At 67.7% G+C, this 18,309-nt stretch carries 12 protein-coding genes; 10 read left to right on the top strand and 2 right to left on the bottom strand.

All coding sequences use genetic code 11. The features are described 5' to 3' along the window. Positions 1-25: 25 nt before the first annotated feature. Positions 26-1,453 (bottom strand): RNB domain-containing ribonuclease, encoded by a 1,428-nt coding sequence (locus JOD62_RS01790; protein WP_204937626.1) that lies wholly within the window; start codon positions 1,451-1,453, stop codon positions 26-28. 100 nt (positions 1,454-1,553) lie between these two features. On the opposite strand from JOD62_RS01790, the gene JOD62_RS01785 reads away from it, so the two are divergent. The 10 genes from JOD62_RS01785 to JOD62_RS01740 all read left to right on the top strand — a co-directional run bounded on the left by JOD62_RS01785 (position 1,554) and on the right by JOD62_RS01740 (position 17,288). Further along, complete coding sequence (locus tag JOD62_RS01785) at positions 1,554-2,324, top strand: isocitrate lyase/PEP mutase family protein (protein ID WP_204937625.1); 771 nt, start codon at positions 1,554-1,556, stop codon at positions 2,322-2,324. Between the two features lie 44 nt (positions 2,325-2,368). Next, positions 2,369-4,123: a proline--tRNA ligase gene (locus JOD62_RS01780; protein WP_204937624.1), complete on the top strand. Its 1,755-nt coding sequence runs from the start codon at positions 2,369-2,371 to the stop codon at positions 4,121-4,123. A gap of 110 nt (positions 4,124-4,233) precedes the next feature. Continuing rightward, positions 4,234-5,292 carry an LOG family protein gene (locus tag JOD62_RS01775; RefSeq protein WP_204937623.1) on the top strand — a complete coding sequence of 353 codons (1,059 nt, stop codon included), beginning with the start codon at positions 4,234-4,236 and terminating at the stop codon, positions 5,290-5,292. 113 nt (positions 5,293-5,405) lie between these two features. Further along, positions 5,406-6,389 carry a transcription termination factor NusA gene (nusA, locus tag JOD62_RS01770; RefSeq protein WP_204937622.1) on the top strand — a complete coding sequence of 328 codons (984 nt, stop codon included), beginning with the start codon at positions 5,406-5,408 and terminating at the stop codon, positions 6,387-6,389. A 49-nt stretch (positions 6,390-6,438) separates the two neighbouring features. Continuing rightward, positions 6,439-6,711, top strand: a complete 273-nt coding sequence (locus tag JOD62_RS01765; RefSeq protein ID WP_204937621.1) for a YlxR family protein — start codon at positions 6,439-6,441, stop codon at positions 6,709-6,711. A 61-nt stretch (positions 6,712-6,772) separates the two neighbouring features. After that, on the top strand, positions 6,773-9,508 hold the full coding sequence (infB, locus tag JOD62_RS01760; RefSeq protein WP_204937620.1) for a translation initiation factor IF-2: 2,736 nt from the start codon (positions 6,773-6,775) through the stop codon (positions 9,506-9,508). Between the two features lie 124 nt (positions 9,509-9,632). After that, positions 9,633-10,058: a 30S ribosome-binding factor RbfA gene (gene rbfA / locus JOD62_RS01755; protein ID WP_204937619.1), complete on the top strand. Its 426-nt coding sequence runs from the start codon at positions 9,633-9,635 to the stop codon at positions 10,056-10,058. Between the two features lie 184 nt (positions 10,059-10,242). Beyond that, complete coding sequence (locus tag JOD62_RS14970) at positions 10,243-12,372, top strand: helix-turn-helix transcriptional regulator (RefSeq protein WP_271171585.1); 2,130 nt, start codon at positions 10,243-10,245, stop codon at positions 12,370-12,372. Between the two features lie 146 nt (positions 12,373-12,518). Further along, the gene (locus tag JOD62_RS01745) at positions 12,519-15,209 is read left to right on the top strand and encodes a glycosyl hydrolase family 18 protein (protein WP_204937618.1); all 2,691 of its coding nucleotides are present in this window, start codon (positions 12,519-12,521) and stop codon (positions 15,207-15,209) included. A 111-nt stretch (positions 15,210-15,320) separates the two neighbouring features. Continuing rightward, positions 15,321-17,288, top strand: a complete 1,968-nt coding sequence (locus JOD62_RS01740; RefSeq protein ID WP_239526511.1) for a glycosyl hydrolase family 18 protein — start codon at positions 15,321-15,323, stop codon at positions 17,286-17,288. Between the two features lie 99 nt (positions 17,289-17,387). Here JOD62_RS01740 and JOD62_RS01735 read toward each other — a convergent pair whose 3' ends face one another. Further along, on the bottom strand, positions 17,388-18,287 hold the full coding sequence (locus tag JOD62_RS01735; RefSeq protein WP_204937617.1) for an A/G-specific adenine glycosylase: 900 nt from the start codon (positions 18,285-18,287) through the stop codon (positions 17,388-17,390). Positions 18,288-18,309 lie beyond the last annotated feature (22 nt).

Here is an 18,309-nt window from a genome sequence, read left to right as displayed (position 1 = left end):
CCCGTTTCCGTGTGAGAACCCAGGCTCAGGCTGCGGCGTCGGTGAACTCGAGTGCGCCGGTGGCGATCTCGGCACCGGTGAGGACCAGGTGCACGGTGTCGCCGGGCTTAGTCCCGGCGCGAACCGGGGCGGTCGCCGTCACCGCAGGATCGGCGATCTGGATCCGCGCGCGGTCCGCGCCGCGCATCTCGACGACGGCAGCGGGCAGGGTCTGACCGACGAGAGGCGTCAGCAGCGCGGCTTCGACGCGATTGATCGTGTCATTGTCGAGCCGTGAGGCACGCTGGCCGGACGCCTGCATCAGCCCGGGCAGCTCGGGCAGCGACTCCCGAGCCCACTGCGGGATGTCGCTGTCGGTGGAGATCGCGAGGCAGATGCTCAGCGACCAGCGATCGACAAGACGACGCAACGGCGCGGTGGCATGGGCATAGGGTGCGGCGATCGCCGCCTGCGTCTGCTCGGCGGGCACGTCACCGTCGAAGACGACGTATCCGGCGCCGCGGAACAGACTTGCGGCCGCTTCCAGCACGGGCAGGGTCATGGGGTCGGTGCGATCCAGCGCGTGCAGGTACTCGCCGTAGGTACCGCTCGTCCAGGGGCGACCGAGTGCTGCCGTCTGATGGCGGAAGGTCGCGAAGGCGCGGTCATCGGGCTGGGGCATCGTGCGCAGGATCCCGACGCGCGCATCGATCATGAGTGACGCCGCGGCCATGCCGGTCAGGAGCGAGAGCTGGGCGTTCCAGTCCTCTACCGGCAGCGGGCGTCGGCGTTCGATCGCGTAGCTGCCGTCCTCGAGCTGCACGACCTCCTCATCAGGAAGGTTCAGGCTGGCACCACCGCGCTGCTGCTCCTGCTCCTGACGCAGTCTGCCGATCTCCGGCAGGAGCGCGAGGGGGGAGTCTTCGCCGCGATCGAGACTCGCCTGCGCCGAGGCGTACTCAAGCTGTGCGCGCGAGCGCACGAGCGCACGTTCCAGGCGGAATCTCTCCAGCGTCCCGGCGGCGTCCAGGTCGAAGGTCCACACGAGTGCGGGCCGCTCGACGCCCGCGAGCAGCGAGGCGCGATCCTCGCTGAGAGCGCGAGGATGGAGGGGGATCGAACCGTCCGCGGCGTACAGGGTCTGTCCGCGTTCACGCGCGGCCAGATCCATCGCGCCGCCGGGCCGCACGAACCCCGGAACATCGGCGATCGCATAGCGGACGAGATACCCGGAGCCACGACGCTCCAGATGCAGCGCCTGGTCGAGGTCACGCGATCCGGGCGGGTCGAGCGTCACGAATGGCACCTCACGCAGATCGAGGTCGGGCATTGGCGCCGATGCCGTCTCGGCCTCGGCGAGTGCCTCCGGGGAGAATTCCGTCGGCGCGTCGAGGCCCTCTCGCAGCGCCACGAGCGCGGCGGCGAGCTCACTCTGGGCGGCTGATGGGGCGACATGAGAACGGCGCTGGGGCATGCCTCCACACTAGGTGTGCGGATGAGGGCATCCGTGCGTCCGAGCGGCAATGATTCGTCGTTTTCCGCCGGATGCCGTGAGCCACGGCTAGCGTGGGAATATGACGACCGTGCAGAAGGCCCAGACCCTGACCGCCCTGTATGACGCCCCGGAGATCCTCCGCGTCGTGAACGTGTGGGATGTCGTGTCCGCGAAAGCGATCGCGGCGCTGCCCGAGACGAAGGCGCTGGCGACGGCCGGGCATTCGATCGCGGCATCGTTCGGATACTCCGACGGAGCGATCCCGCGCGAACTGATGCTCGACATGGTCGGCCGCATCGCAGCATCCGTCGACCTCCCCGTCTCCGCCGACCTCGACGACGGCTACGGCGACGCGGGTGAGACCACGCGTCTTGCCATCGGCGTCGGCATCGTCGGCGCGAACGTCGAAGACCGTCTCGCGCCGTTCGAGGACTCGGTCGCGACGGTGCGCGCGATCGTGCGCGCGGCTGAGGCGGAAGGAGTCGCGTTCGCGCTGAACGCCCGCACCGACGCCTTCGTGCGCGGCGGCGAGCGTCCTCTTGAGGAGTCGATCGCGGATGCCATCGCACGCGGACGTGCCTTCGTGGCGGAAGGCGCGACGAGCGTGTTCGTTCCGGGCATCCTCAACGCCGAGGTCACGCGGCAGCTCGTCGAGGGGATCGGCCGAGGCAAGGTCAGCGTCATCGGGCTTCCCGGCGCGCTCGCCGCAGCCGAATACGAGGCGCTGGGTGTCGCCCGTATCTCCTACGGGCCGACAACGCAGCGCGTCGCCCTGGGGGCCCTGCAGGACCTGGCGACCAGCCTGTACGCGGATGGCGTGCTGCCCGAGGGCATCCGTCCCCTCAACTGACGGCCCGTGACAGGCGGCTGATCACGCCTCGCTAGAATCGTTGCGTGATCACCCGTCTCTCGAATTTCTTCCTCCGCACTCTCCGTGAAGACCCGGCTGCCGCCGAGGTCACCAGCCACAAGCTGCTCATCCGGGCCGGGTACATCCGACCGCAGGCCGCGGGCATCTTCGCGTGGCTGCCACTCGGCCTGCGGGTGAAGGCGAAGATCGAGACGATCATCCGCGAGGAGATGTCGAACGCGGGTGCGCAGGAGGTGCACTTCCCGGCTCTGATGCCGCGCGAGGCGTACGAGGCGACCGGCCGTTGGGAAGAGTACGGCGATCTGCTGTTCCGTCTCAACGACCGCAAGGGCGGCGACTATCTGCTCGCGCCCACGCACGAAGAGGCGTTCACCCTGCTCGTGAAAGACCTCTACTCGTCGTACAAAGATCTGCCCATCACGCTCTACCAGATCCAGGACAAGTACCGCGATGAGGCGCGTCCCCGCGCTGGCCTCCTTCGCGGACGCGAGTTCACGATGAAGGATGCCTACTCCTTCGACGCCTCGGATGCCGGACTCGATGCCAGCTACCAGGCGCAGCGCGACGCCTACGAGCGCATCTTCCAGCGTCTGGGCCTCGAGTATGCGATCGTGCAGGCGGATGCCGGCGCCATGGGCGGTTCGCGCAGCGAGGAGTTCCTGCACCCCACCCCGATCGGAGAAGACACCTTTGTGCGCAGCGAAGGCGGATACGCGGCGAACGTCGAGGCGTTCACGACCGCGATCCCCGCGCCGATCGACTGGTCGGATGCTCCTGCAGCCACGATCTACGATTCGCCGAACACGCCCACGATCGAGACGCTCGTGGCGCACACGAACACTGTCCTCGACGAAGAGGTCACCGCGGCAGACACGCTGAAGAACGTCGTGCTGGCGCTGACGCACCTCGATGGCACGCGAGAGCTCGTCGTCGTCGGCATTCCCGGTGACCGCGAGGTCGACACGAAGCGTGCCGAGGTGGCCTTCGCGCCGGCCGAGGTCGAGCCCGCGAACGACGGCGACTTCGCCCGTCACCCGCTGCTCGTGCGCGGCTACATCGGGCCCTGGTCTGAGCAGGGGGCCATCCTCGGCGAAGAGTCGGCGACGGGCATCCGCTACCTCGTGGATCCCCGCGTCTCCGAGGGCACTCGCTGGATCACGGGCGCGAACATCGACCAGAAGCACGTGCACTCGGTCGTCGCCGGGCGCGACTTCGCCGCCGATGGTGTCGTGGAGATCGCGAACGTACGTGACGGTGACGAGGCTCCTGACGGCTCCGGCCCTGTGCACCTCGCACGCGGTATGGAGATCGGTCACGTCTTCCAGCTCGGCCGCAAGTACGCCGACGCCTTGGGGCTCAAGGTGCTCGATGAGAACGGCAAGCTCACGACCGTCACCATGGGGTCGTACGGGATCGGCGTGACGCGCATCCTCGCGATCATCGCCGAGCTCAACAACGACGACAAGGGACTCATCTGGCCTTCGTCGGTCGCCCCGTTCGACGTGCACGTCGTCGCCGCCGGCCGCGACCAGGTCGCGTTCGATGTCGCCGCCGATATCGCGCAGCAGCTCGAAGCGGCGCGCCTGGATGTGCTCTACGACGACCGTGTCAAGGTCTCGCCCGGTGTGAAGTTCGGAGATGCCGAGCTCGTCGGCGTGCCGAAGATCGTCATCGTCGGTCGTGGTGCGGCAGAAGGCCAGGTCGAACTCTGGGACCGGGCGACGGGGGAGCGCGACGCTCTCAGCGTCGACGAGGCGATCGCCCGTCTCACCCGCTGACGCGCGGAAGAGCGTGTGGAGAACGCCGCGGTGCCCTCGGGTCTGCGGCGTTCCCCGTCTGCGGTGCGAGCCGCACATCGCACCATAGAACATGACAGGGTGGAGTCATCATGACTGATGAGCTCACTCCCCAGCCCTCGCAGCCACTGCTCGCGCCGGAGATCGTCGAGGCGATCGACCGTCTGATGACCGACGCGGGCATCACGACGAACCGCACGCTGGTCGCGCGAATCCTCTCCACGGGGATTCAGCTCGGGCAGGAGCAGACCGAGCGTCTCGACCTCAAGATCACGTCTGCCGCGCTCGCGGAGATGCGTGAGGCGTTCCGACTCTTCGCGCCGTTCCACGACGTTCCGAAGGTGACCGTCTTCGGCTCGGCACGCACGCGCACGGATGACCCGCTCTATCTTCAGGCACGTGATGTCACGCAGGCGCTGGCCTCCGACGGCTGGATGGCCGTCACCGGCGCAGGGCCAGGCATCATGCTGGCCGCGGCAGAGGGCGCGGGGGCCGACATGACTCTCGGGGTGTCCATTCGCCTGCCGTTCGAAGAGAAGGCGCACGGCTTCTTCGCCGACGGCGGTCAGGTCGTCGCGATGAAGTACTTCTTCACGCGCAAGCTCATGCTCATCAAGGAGTCGCGGGGATTCATCTGCCTCCCCGGAGGCTTTGGCACACTCGACGAGATGTTCGAGCTGCTCACTCTGCAGCAGACCGGCAAGGCCGAGCCGACGCCGATCGTGCTTCTGGATGCGGCGGGCGGGACGTTCTGGCACGGGCTCAAGCGATTCGTCGACGAGTACCTGATGCCGTCCGGGGTGATCTCGCCGGGCGACTTCGATCGCGTGCTCATCACGGATTCGGTCGAGGAGGCGGCCGCCGCGATCACCGGGTTCTGGCGGAACTACGATTCGCTGCGCTGGGTGGGCGATCAACTGGTGCTGCGCCTGCGCACAGCGCCGACCGACGCGGAGATCGAGCAGTTGAACGCCGAGTTCGGATCCCTCTGCGCCACCGGCGGCATCATGCGCAGTGAGCCGCTCGGACCGGAGCGCGCCGACCGCGACGCGCTGACTCTTCCCCGACTTGTGCTCACGCTGGCGCAGCGTCAGGTGGGATCGCTCTACCGCCTGATCAACGCGATCAACGCCCTTCCTTCGGCGCAGTAGCGCGCCGTCGCGGCGGGTGACGCCGGTCCCGCGGCGCTGGATGTTCAGGAATCGGGTACCGTTAGACGGATATCGTGCGTGCAGGATGCGCGAGCTGAATACGGAGGTTTCCGATGGACATTGATCTCGGACTGTTGCGAACGATCGAGCGCGAGAAGGAGATCCCTCTCGACGAACTCGTCGCGATCATCGAACAGGCGATCCTCACGGCATACCAGAAGCACATCTCCGACATGGGCGAAGAGCCCGTCGCCGCACGGGTCGAGCTCGACAAGAGCGGCCACGTCTCGGTCCTGGTCCCCGTGACGGACGATGAAGGCGCGGTCATCGGCGAAGAAGACGCGACCCCGGACAACTTCGGTCGCATCGCCGCATTCGCGGCGAAGCAGGTCATCAGCCAGCGCCTGCGCGACATCGCGGATGACGCGGTGCTCGGCGAGTTCCGCGGCAAGGAGGGCGACATCGTCGCCGGTGTCATCCAGCAGGGTCCGAACCCGCGGATGGTGCACGTCGACCTCGGCACGGTCGAGGCGATCCTTCCCCCCGAGGAGCAGGTGCCCGGAGAAGAGTACGCGCACGGCTCGCGCCTTCGCGTGTATGTGACGTCTGTCGCCAAGGGCAACAAGGGGCCGCAGATCACGGTCTCTCGCACGCACCCCGGTCTCGTCCGCAAGCTGTTCGCGCTCGAGGTCCCGGAGATCGCGAGTGGGATCGTCGAGATCGTCGCCCTGGCTCGTGAGGCCGGACACCGCTCCAAGATCGCCGTCGTTGCGAAGGAGCCCGGCATCAACGCCAAGGGCGCCTGCATCGGAGAACTGGGCCGCCGCGTTCGTGCCGTCACGGAGGAGCTCGCGGGCGAGAAGATCGACATCGTCGACTACAACCCGGATCTCGCGACGTTCGTCGCCCAGGCGCTGTCTCCGGCGAAGGTCACATCTGCCTTCGTCCTCGACGCCGGCACCAAGGCCGTGCGCGCGCTCGTCCCCGACTACCAGCTGTCGCTCGCGATCGGCAAGGAAGGTCAGAACGCGCGCCTCGCGGCCAAGCTGACGGGCGCGAAGATCGACATCCAGCCCGACAGCATCCTGGACTCCTAAGCGGTGCCCACCGGTGGGGCGAACGTCCCCGTCGAAGGCGAGGTGTAGGATGGAACCCGTACGAACATGCGTCGGTTGCCGCATGCGTGCCTCTCGGACCGCCCTGCTCAGGGTGGTTTCCCAAGACAACGAACTCATCTTCGATGAGCGCGCTGTCATGGCCGGGCGGGGCGCGTGGGTGCATCCGACTCAGCAGTGCATCGACGCAGCTCTCAAGCGTCATGCTTTCGCACGAGCACTCCGCGTGTCAGCGCAGCTGAGCACGCAGACCATCGAGAAACGGCTGAACGGCTATGGAACCAAAGTGAACGGCTCGAAATGAGTCCCTTCCACGACTAATGGTCTGCCCTGTCTGGGGCTGACCACCCTCAGACAGGAGAATTGTGGCTGCCAAACCACGCGTACACGAGATTGCCGCCGAACTCGGCGTCGACAGCAAGTTCGCACTTGCAAAGCTGAAGGAGCTCGGCGAGTTCGTCAAGAGCCCCTCTTCGACCATCGAGCCCCCCGTCGCCCGCAAGCTGCGAGCGGCGATCGAGGCTGACAGCTCCGCGAAGCCCGCAGCGAAGGAGTCCGCAGCACCCGCGGCTCCGGCCGCGGCAAAGGCCCCCGCGACGACGGCCAAGCCCGGCCCGCGTCCAGGACCCGCGAAGCCCGCTCCCGCGGCACCCGCCCCCGAGGCGGCGGCTCCGGCTGCTCCCGCTCCGGCGCCCGCAGCTCCGGCTCCGGCAGCTCCGGCTCCGGCAGCAGACGAGCGTCCCAAGGGCGACGCACCGCGTCCCGGCGCACCGCGTCCGGGCAACAACCCCTTCGCCTCGTCGCAGGGCATGGGCCAGCGTCCGGCAGGACCGCGTCCGGGTAACAACCCGTTCGCCTCGCAGCAGGGCATGGGCCAGCGCCCGACTCCGGGCAACATCCCCCGTCCGCAGGCACCGCGTCCCGGCGCACCGCGCCCGGGTGCTCCTCGCCCCGGATCTCCGCGTCCCGGCGCACCGCGCCCGGGTGGCGGCGGTCGTCCCGGCGCTCCGTTCCAGCAGCGTCCCGGCGGTCCCGGTCGTCCCGGCGGTGCAGGTGGCCCCGGTGCCGGCGGTCCCGGTGCACGTCCCGGTGGCGGCGGCTTCGCCGGTCGTCCCGGTGGCGGCGGCGGCCGTGGCCGTGGTCCCGGTGGAGGTACCGCTGGTGCGTTCGGTAAGGGCGGCGGCAAGAGCAAGCAGCGCAAGTCGCGGCGGGCGAAGCGGCAAGAGTTCGAGATGCGGGATGCCCCGGTCGTCGGTGGCGTCAACGTCTCGCGCGGCAACGGCGAGGTCATCCGCATGCGTCGCGGCGCCTCGATCGCAGACTTCGCGGACAAGATCGAGAATCTCACCGGCTACACCGTGCAGCCGGGAACCCTCGTCACGATCCTCTTCAACCTCGGTGAGATGGCCACGGCGACGGAGTCGCTCGATGAGGCCACCTTCGAGGTGCTGGGCGCTGAGCTCGGCTACAAGATCCAGATGGTCTCGCCCGAGGACGAAGACAAGGAGCTCCTCGAGGGCTTCGGTCTGAACCTCGAGCAGGAGCTGGAGGAAGAGAGCGAAGACGACCTCGAGATCCGTCCGCCGGTCGTGACAGTCATGGGTCACGTCGACCACGGTAAGACCCGCCTCCTCGACGCCATCCGCAAGACCAACGTCATCGAGGGCGAAGCCGGTGGCATCACCCAGCACATCGGTGCCTACCAGGTCTGGACCGAGCACGAGGGCATCGAGCGCGCGATCACCTTCATCGACACCCCGGGTCACGAGGCGTTCACCGCCATGCGTGCCCGTGGTGCGCAGGTGACCGACCTCGCGATCCTCGTGGTCGCGGCCGATGACGGCATCATGCCGCAGACGGTCGAGGCTGTGAACCACGCGCAGGCGGCCGGTGTGCCGATCGTCGTCGCGGTGAACAAGGTCGACAAGCCCGAAGCCAACCCGGCCAAGGTGCGTCAGCAGCTCACCGAGTACGGTCTGGTCGCAGAGGAGTACGGCGGCGACGTCATGTTCGTCGACGTCTCGGCACGCCAGAACACGGGCATCCAGGAGCTCCTCGACGCCGTGCTGCTCACGGCTGACGCAGGTCTGGACCTCACGGCCAACCCGAACAAGGCAGCGCGCGGTATCGCGATCGAGGCAAAGCTCGACAAGGGCCGCGGTTCGGTGGCGACCGTCCTCATCCAGTCCGGAACCCTCCGCGTCGGCGACGCGATCGTGGCAGGTACGGCCTACGGCCGCGTCCGCGCCATGATCGACGAGAACGGCGAGGCTGTGGCCGAGGCGGCACCGTCCCGTCCGGTCCAGGTGCAGGGTCTGAACTCCGTGCCGCGCGCCGGTGACGTGTTCATCGTCACCGACGAAGACCGCATGGCTCGCCAGATCGCTGAGAAGCGTGAGGCTGTCGAGCGCAACGCACAGCTGGCCAAGGCCCGCAAGCGCATCTCGCTCGAGGACTTCACCCGCGCTCTCGAAGAGGGCAAGGTCGAGTCGCTCAACCTCATCATCAAGGGCGACGTGTCCGGTGCCGTCGAGGCGCTGGAGGAGTCGCTGCTCAAGATCGAGGTCGACGACTCGGTGCAGCTGCGCATCATCCACCGCGGCGTCGGTGCGATCACGGAGTCCGACGTGAACCTGGCGACGATCGACAACGCGATCATCGTGGGCTTCAACGTCCGTCCCGACACGAAGGCACGTGAGCGTGCTTCCCGTGAGGGCGTGGACATCCGCTTCTACTCGGTGATCTACCACGCCATCGAAGAGATCGAGAGCTCGCTCAAGGGCATGCTCAAGCCGGAGTTCGAAGAGGTCCAGTCGGGCGTCGCCGAGATCCGCGAGGTGTTCCGCTCTTCCAAGTTCGGCAACATCGCCGGTGTCATCGTCCGCTCGGGAACGATCACGCGAAACGCGAAGGCACGCGTCATCCGCGATGGCGTTGTCATCGCAGACGGCCTGGCTATCGAGTCGCTGCGTCGCTTCAAGGACGACGTCACCGAGGTGCGTACGGACTACGAGGCGGGTATCGGCCTCGGCAAGTACAACGACATCCAGATCGGCGACGAGATCGAGACCACCGAGATGGTCGAGAAGCCGCGCGCCTGATCGCACATCGCTGAGAGATCAGCGACACCCATTCGGATGCCTCGTCTCTCCGCGCTGCGGAGGGCGAGGCATCCGTGGCCTCGGGCTATGCTCGGGCACGAAAGCAGCAACGAAGGAGAAGGCCATGGCCGGGGAACGACAGGCACGACTGGCGGATCGCATCCGCGTGATTCTTGCGGAGCGTCTCGACAAGGGACTGCGCGACCCGCGCCTGGGTTTCGTCACGATCACGGATGTCCGCGTGACGGGCGACCTGCAGCACGCATCGGTGTTCTACACGGTGCTCGGTGATGACGCGGAGCGTGTCGCCAGCGGTGAGGCGCTGAAGTCGGCGACGGGGATGCTTCGCTCTGAGGTCGGCCGTCACCTGAACGTGCGACTGGTGCCGACGCTCGAGTTCATCGCCGACGCACTGCCGGAGAACGCGGATCACATCTCCGGTCTGCTGCGTGAGGCGCGCGAGCGTGACGCCGAGGTTTCGCGTCTCGCAGCGGGGGCGAAACCCGCCGGTGACGAAGACCCGTACATCCGCAGCGACGACGAAGAGTAGGTCGTCGCGGCGCGTCGGACAAAATCCGGCACTGCTTTGTAAAGCTTGCTAACATATCGCTCACGGTCCAATGGAGTGAGCGGGGGATAGCGTGGTTACGACATTCGCAGTTCCGCGTGGCAATGACTTCGGGGCATCTTCTTCTTCCAGTCGTTCGCTGTCATCCTTCGCGAAAGCGCATGCCTTGCTGCGCGCGCACGGGCACCGTTCGGCGCCCACCGTCGTGGCGCGGCTGGTCGCCGGATGTCATGGCGATCCTCAGGCCTTCCTCGAGACCGTCGAGCGCCTGACGGCAGACCAGCGCGCGGGGCAACGGTGTCTGCCGGATCCGCTTCCGCTCGTTCCGGCGATCGTGGAGCACTTCTCCGAGGTCTCGCTCGAAGCCTGGGAGACTCGAACGCTTCTGGCTGCATCTGTGTGCGTCGACGATCGCATCGATGTGCTGCTCGCGATCGCGGAGCGGTCGATGGACGCGCTCATCGAGAGTCCGTTGAGTGGGCTGCTCATGATGGTCGCGGGACGCTTCGCTTTCGCCGACGCGCGCGTGCGCACTTGGGTGCATGAGAGCGCGAGCCTGGGGGAGCGCACCCGGCTGCACCATGCTCTCCTGGAGATCTACGAGGAGCAGGGCGATCATGCACGCGCGCTGTGGCACCGGGCGCTGAGCTCGATGAGCGGCGATACGTCGATCGTTCCGGCGATGCTCGATGTGGCACGAGAAGAGCTGGAGAGCGGCAACGCCGAGCGCGCGTATGTGATCGCGCGGGAGGCGGCGAGCCACGCCGACGAGACGTGTGTCGATGCCGCGCGTTCCTTTGCAGGTCGGGCAGCGCTCAACGCAGGATGGGTCGCGGATGCGCTGGACTGGCTGTCGCCCGTCATCATCTCCGGCGGTGATGCCGCCCGCGCCATGACGTTGCCGTCGTACATCGTCGCGGCGACGCTTCAGGCGGGTGTCGTGCCGGCGGCCGATCTGGCTCAGCATCGCCCGACGACGGCGGATGCGGAGCAGTGGTTCTCCTACGGCCGGGCTGCGGGGCTCGCGGCGGGACTCTGTGCGGAGCGTGGGGCGAAGAGCGAGAGTCGGACCTGGCTGGCGGCGACGCGAGAGGCGGATGCCGCCGCGGGCGCGGACGGCGCGTTGCGCGAGCCGGCAGTCGGATGGAGCTCACTGTTCCTGGGCGAGCCGATCGACGAGCTGAACGCTGACGAGCGCCAGGGACTGATCGACAACCTCTGCCGCGCGCTGCGCCTGGCACTCGAAGGCGACATCGCCGGCGGTCTGCAGATCGTCCTCCACGATGAAGGCTCCTGCGTCGATCTGGAAGATGCTCTCGCGCTCGGTTTCGGACGCAGTCCCTACGCGCGGGCGCACAGGGCTGTGATCGAGGCGCTGCTGCGGCTGTGGCAGGGCGACGTGACCGGCGCATCCCGCACGCTCAAGCAGGGTGCCTACACGCTGCCGCTCGCTCTGCCCTTCGCGGGGCTCGGCGTGCAGCTCGCGCGCCGCCTCGAACTGGCGATCGACGGGCACACCGGTCCGCTCTCCGAGTCGTTGACCGCGGCTCTGCCGACACCCCTGCCGCAGGACCGGCTGGTCGACCGTGGCCTCGAGAGCTATCTCTCCGGGCGTGTGGAAGAGGCGGCCGTGCATGTGCGGCTGTGGGCGGAGCGCGGTGCGCCCACAGCGCCGTTGGGTCTTCCTGGCCTGGATGAGGTCGGGCCGATCGATCCTCCTTCCGTCATCGAACCGCCGGATGTTGCGCGTGCGCGTGCCGTGCGGCTGCGAATTCGCTCCGCGCGGGAAAACGCGTGGATGCAGGACTATCAGGATGCCGCGGAAGAGAGTCGCCGTATCGTCTCGCCGTTCGAGCGCGGGCGGGTCGAGGCGATGCTCGGCATCACCTGTGTCACCCGCGGCGATCGCGGCGCAGGGCAGCGCCATCTGCGTGCCGCGCAGAGCCTGTTCACCGAGGCGGGCGCCGGGGCATGGCGTGCGGCGATCGAGGTGCGTCTCGCGCGCCTGGGGGAGCAGCTGGCCGAGAACCTGCAGCTTCCCACAATGCCCATTGCCGTGGCATCCGCAGAGCCGCTGGCCACCTGTCGGGCCGCCTGGGAGCCGCTGCTGACCGAGCGGGAACTCGCGACAGCCATGCTCGTCGCCGAAGGGCGGACGAACCGGGAGATCTCCGAGCAGATGCGCGTCTCCGTGCGCACGGTCGAGGTGTACATCGGGCGGCTGTTCACGAAGTTCGATGTGAAGAGCCGCGGCGAGCTCACCGCACTGGCACACCGCACGAACCAGCACGCCTGATCCGCTGCTCACTGCCGCGCATTCTGATATATCGGCGTTGCAAGGAATGTGGAAACCCCTAATGTGCGCCCCGGATCCTTCTCACTAGGTTGCAATCACGACCCGTCATTTCGCGGGCGCCGCAGCCAGAGTAGAGAAGGTCATTCATGGCAAGACAACGCTCATCGGTTCGCCTGCGCATAGGCGCGCTGGCGACCGCCGCGATCGTGACAGCAGGATTCGCTGTCGCGACGAGCACCGCCGCTTCCGCGGCGACAGCGGAGTGCCAGACGCCGTGGTCAGCAACCGCCGTGTACACGGGAGGCGGACTCGCCTCCCACAACGGGGTGAACTACCGCGCGAAGTGGTGGACTCAGAACGAGGTTCCGGGCAGCAGTGCCTGGGGCGCGTGGGAGAACCAGGGGGCGTGCAGCACGGGCACGACCGATGGAACCACGGACGGGACGACCGACGGGACGACGGACGGGACGACCGACGGCACCACCGATGGTGCGACCGACGGCACCACCGATGGTGCGACCGATGGAACCACCGATGGGACGACGGACGGGACGACGGACGGGATGACGGACGGCACCACCGACGGCACCACAGATGGCAGCACCGACGGGGCGACCGAGGGCACGCCGTGGACCTCCAATCCCGACGAGACCTGCCGCCCCGATGGTCTCTACCAGACCCCGGGCGTCAACGTCCCCTACTGCTCGATCTACGACACGAACGGTCGCGAGATCCTTCCGAACGGTCTCGAGCACCGCGTGATCGGCTACTTCACGAGCTGGCGCACCGGAAAGAACGGCCAGCCCAGCTACCTGGCCAGCGACATTCCATGGAAGAAGCTCAGCCACATCAACTACGCCTTCGCGCACATCAACTCGCAGGGCAAGGTTTCGGTCAACGCGGAGGTCCCCGGCAACGCGGCCACCGACATGACCTGGCCCGAAGAGCCCGGCGCTGCGATGACCGCGTCGCTTCCGTACACGGGGCACTTCAACATGCTCAACACCTACAAGGCGCAGAACCCGGGCGTGAAGGCGCTCGTCTCCGTCGGCGGGTGGGCTGAGACCGGAGGCCACTTCGGGGCGGACGGCAACCGCGTCGCTGACGGCGGCTTCTACACGATGACCGACACGCAGGCGAAGATCGACACCTTCGCGACCTCCGCGGTCGAGTTCATCCGCACCTACGGGTTCGACGGCGTCGACATCGACTACGAATACGCCAACAGCAACGGCAAGGCCGGCAGCCCGGATGACTTCTCGTTCTCCGAGCCGCGCCGCGCGAAGCTGTGGTCGGGCTACGAAGCACTCATGAAGACGCTGCGCGAGAAGCTCGACGTCGCGGGCGCTGCCGACGGCAAGCACTACATGCTCACGGTCGCAGCTCCCGCCTCCGGCTGGCTGCTGCGCGGTGCGGAGGTGCACCAGATCCTCCCGTACCTCGACTACGTCAACATCATGAGCTACGACCTGCACGGATCGTGGAACAACTTCGTCGGCGGCAACGGTGCGCTGTTCGATGACGGCAAGGATCCGGAGCTCGCAGCCGGCGGTGTCTACAACGCCTACAGCAACATCGGCTACCTGAACACCGACTGGGCGTACCACTACTTCCGTGGTGCGATGCCGGCGGGCCGCATCAACATCGGCATGCCGATGTACACGCGCGGTTGGGATGGCGTGCAGGGCGGGACCAACGGTCTCTACGGCTCGGCGCCGCTGGCAGATCAGTCGAAGTGCCCTCCGGGAACCGGTCCGTCGAACGGCGGAAACTCCAAGTGCGGCGCCGGCGCCGTGGGGATCAACAACCTGTGGCGGGACCTCGACAAGCACGGCGGTGAGATCGGCGCGGGTGCGAACCCCATTTGGCACGTGCTCAACCTCGAGAACGGCATCGCCGGTGACTACGCGGCGTCCTACGGCGCACCGACGACCCTGAACGGCTCGTACACGCGTCACTTCGACCCGACGACGAAGGTCGAGTGGTGGTGGAACAACACCACCAAGACGTTCCTCTCGGGTGACGCCGACCAGGCGACCACGGCCAAGGCGAACTACGTCGCCGACAACGGCATCGGCGGCGTGATGATCTGGGAGCTCGCCGGTGACTACGGCTACAACCAGGCCAAGGGGCAGTACGAGATGGGTTCCACGCTCGTCGACATCCTGCACACGCGCCTGTCGGCCTCTCAGCCGTACGACGCGGCCAAGGCCAACGTGGCGATGCCCACGAAGGCGATCAAGCTCGATGTGAAGTTCACGGAGTTCGCGCTGGGTGACAACAACTACCCAATCAATCCCAAGGTGACCTTCACGAACAACTCGGCGACCGCGATCCCGGCCGGCGCGACGATCACCTTCGACACCGGAACGAGCGACACCGGCGCACTGGGCGAGCAGGGCGGATGGGGCATCACCAAGCTGTCCAGCGATCACACGGGCAGCAATGTCGGCGGCCTCAAGGGCGACTTCCACACCTACTCGCTGAAGGTGCCCGCAGGTGGCATCCCCGCAGGCGGATCGGTGTGGACGAAGTTCTCCTGGCGTCTGCCGATGACGCAGATCTCCAACCTGCGCGTCACGGTCGGCGACCAGACGTTCGCAACGCTCTACGACCTGCCGCGCGGTGTGACGGTCGTCGAGCCGAGTGCAGGCACGACGCCGGGTGGCGGCACGGGCGGAACAGGCTCGTGCACGGTCGCGGCCTGGAGCGCTTCTGCGGTCTACACCGGCGGCGCGAAGGTCAGCCACGGCGGTTCGGTCTACACAGCCAAGTGGTGGACGCAGGGCGACACCCCCGGCACCAACGCGGTGTGGGGCGAGGGCGCTCGCTGCTGAGAACGCGGGTGGGGCGACGGTGACGTCGCCCCACCTTCTTGACGTCCCTCGGCCGTCAGCCGGGTGGAACACCATGCGGATGCCCCCGCATCCGCTCAGAGAGAGAAGATAATGACACTGAGAAAACCACGTCGCGGCATCGCCGCCGCGATCGCGACACTGGCCACGGCGGCCACGGTCGCGACGTTCGCCACGGTTGCCAGCGTTCCCGCTGCAGCCGCCACCACCGAGCCGGGTGTCAGCGCGCAGGCGCAGGTGCCGAGCGCGGTCAACGGATACCGCAACGTCGGCTACTTCACCCAGTGGGGTGTGTACGGCCGTAACTTCCAGGCCAAGCAGCTGGATGTGTCCGGCACCGCAGCGGACCTGACCCACATCAACTACTCCTTCGGCAACATCCACCACCAGACGCTGGAGTGCTTCATCGCCAACAAGGCGCAGGGGACGGGCCCCAACGGCTCCGACGGCGCCGGTGACGCCTGGGCCGACTTCGGCATGGGGTACACGGCAGCCAACTCGGTCGCCGGCGTCGCGGACAAGTGGGACCAGCCGCTCGCCGGCTCGTTCAACCAGCTCAAGCAGCTGAAGGCGAAGAACCCCAACCTGAAGGTCATGCTGTCGCTCGGCGGCTGGACCTGGTCGAAGAACTTCTCTGCAGCCGCGGCGACGGATGCCTCGCGGAAGAAGCTGGTCTCGAGCTGCATCAACCTCTACATCAAGGGCAACCTGCCGGTGATCGACGGTCGTGGTGGCGCAGGTGCCGCCGCCGGCGTGTTCGACGGCTTCGACATCGACTGGGAGTGGCCCGGTTCGCACAACGGCGAGGTCGGCAACATCGTCGACGAGGTCAACGACAAGGCCAACTTCAAGGCGCTGCTGAAGGAGTTCCGCACCCAGCTGGACGCCATCACGGCGACCACCGGCAAGGAGTACCAGCTCTCCGCCTTCCTCCCGGCGAACGTCGAGGACATCAACGCGGGTGGCTGGAACGACCCCGAGCTCTACAACTACCTCGACTTCGGCAACATCCAGGGGTATGACCTTCACGGTGCATGGGACCCGTCGCTCACCGGGCACCAGGGCAACCTGTACGACGACCCGACGGACACGCGCCCCGCGCACCGTCAGTTCAGCGTCGACAAGAGCGTGCGCGAGTATCTGAAGACCGGTATCAACCCGGCGCAGCTCGGCATCGGCCTCGCGGCCTACGGTCGCGGCTGGCAGGGCGCGACCTCGGCGAACGCCTGGGGTCCTGCGACGGCGGCCGGCCCTGGCACGTGGGAGAAGGGCAACGAGGACTACGACAAGCTGAAGAACCTCGGCACCGGGTACTACGACGCTGCGATCGGTGCGGCATGGCGCTACGACGGCAACCAGTGGTGGAGCTACGACGACACCCGCACGACCGCGCAGAAGGCGCAGTACCTCGTGGACCTCGGTCTCGGCGGCGCGATGTGGTGGGACCTCACCGGTGACCGTCAGGGCGAGCTCGTCGGCACCATGGCCGATGCGCTGCGCGCTGCGCCCACAGGACCTGCGACGGATCCCGGCAACGGCGGCGGCACGACGGATGGCACGACCGACGGATCCACGGATGGGACGACGGACGGCACGACCGACGGAACCACCGACGGCTCGACCGACGGAACGACCGGCGCCTGCACGAGCCCGGCATGGTCGGCCTCGGCGGTGTACACCGGTGGCGCGAAGGTGTCGCACAACGGTTCCGAGTACACCGCGAAGTGGTGGACGCAGAACGAGACCCCCGGCAACGGCGGTGTCTGGAACCTCGTCTCCGCCTGCGCACCCGGTTCGACCGACGGCACGACGGATGGCACGACGGACGGCGGCACGACCGACGGTACGACGGACGGGACGACCGACGGCGCAACGGATGGATCCACCGACGGTTCGACCGGTACGGCGTGCGTCGCAGCCTGGGCCTCGGGGTCTGCCTACCCGGGTGGTTCGACCGTGAGCTACCAGGGGTCGAACTACAAGGCCAAGTGGTGGTCGCAGGGCGAGCGTCCCGGCTCTTCCGCCTGGGGTGCATGGGAGCTCGTCGCCGCCTGTGCGTGATCCCGTGTGAGGGAGATCAGGGCCGCTCCTGACCTCTCACCGTGACCATGCGGGTGCCCCGGAGAGATCCTCTCTTCGGGGCATCCGTGCGTCCGCGGGTCAGTGCGGCAGGCGCAGCATCCCTTCGTCCGCCTCGATGAGCCCGTCGGCGATGAGCGAATCGATCGCGCGGTCGCGCTGTTCAGGTCGCGGCCAATCCGCGATCGTGAGTTCGGCCGGGAGCGCATGGTCGACAGCCCCGCGCAGTGCGCGCAGGATCGCGCCGCGTGTCTGCCGGTCGGAGCCCTCGTAGGCGGCCTGCTTTCGTCGTCGGTCCTCGCCCGCCGGGTAGCCCGCGGCCCGCCACGCGCACTGCGCGGCGAGCGGGCACGAGGCACAACGGGGCGCGCGGGCGGTGCACAGCGTGGCACCGAGCTCCATCATCGCGGCGTTCACGATCGCGGAATCGCCGACATCCTCGGGCAGCAGGGCGCGCATGTCGTCGAGATCTCGCCGGGACGGGGGAGCGGGCTGTGGCTGGCCGTGCATCGCGCGCGCCAGAACGCGACGGGTGTTGGTGTCGACCACGGGGTGATGATCGCCGAATGCGAAGACCGCCACCGCCCGTGCCGTGTAGTCGCCGATGCCCGGGAGAGCGAGGAGCGCGTCGACATCGCGGGGCGTCTGCCCCTCGTGCTCGGCGACGATGCGCGATGCAGCGCCGTGCAGCCACAGCGCCCGCCGCGGGTATCCGAGGCTCGCCCACTGGTGCACCACTTCCGCGGGGCTGGCCGCGGCAAGCGCCGCGGGCGTCGCCCAGCGATCGAGCCACGCAGCGAGATGCGGAATGACACGGTTCACCGGGGTCTGCTGCAACATGAACTCGCTCACGAGCACGCCCCATGCGCCATAGCGCTCGTGGAATTCGGCGCGCCGCCAGGGCAGATCGCGCGCGTTGTCCTGATACCAGGTGATGAGGTCGTCGATCCCCTCGGGAAGGGCCTCTGCTGTCGCACGCATCTCTCCAGCGTATGGCCGGTGC

Origin of the sequence: Microbacterium keratanolyticum (genome assembly GCF_016907255.1) — a bacterium.
GTDB classification, from domain to species: Bacteria; Actinomycetota; Actinomycetes; order Actinomycetales; family Microbacteriaceae; genus Microbacterium; species Microbacterium keratanolyticum.
Note: the sequence above shows the minus strand (reverse complement) of the source record. Positions and strands in the feature narration are given on the sequence as shown.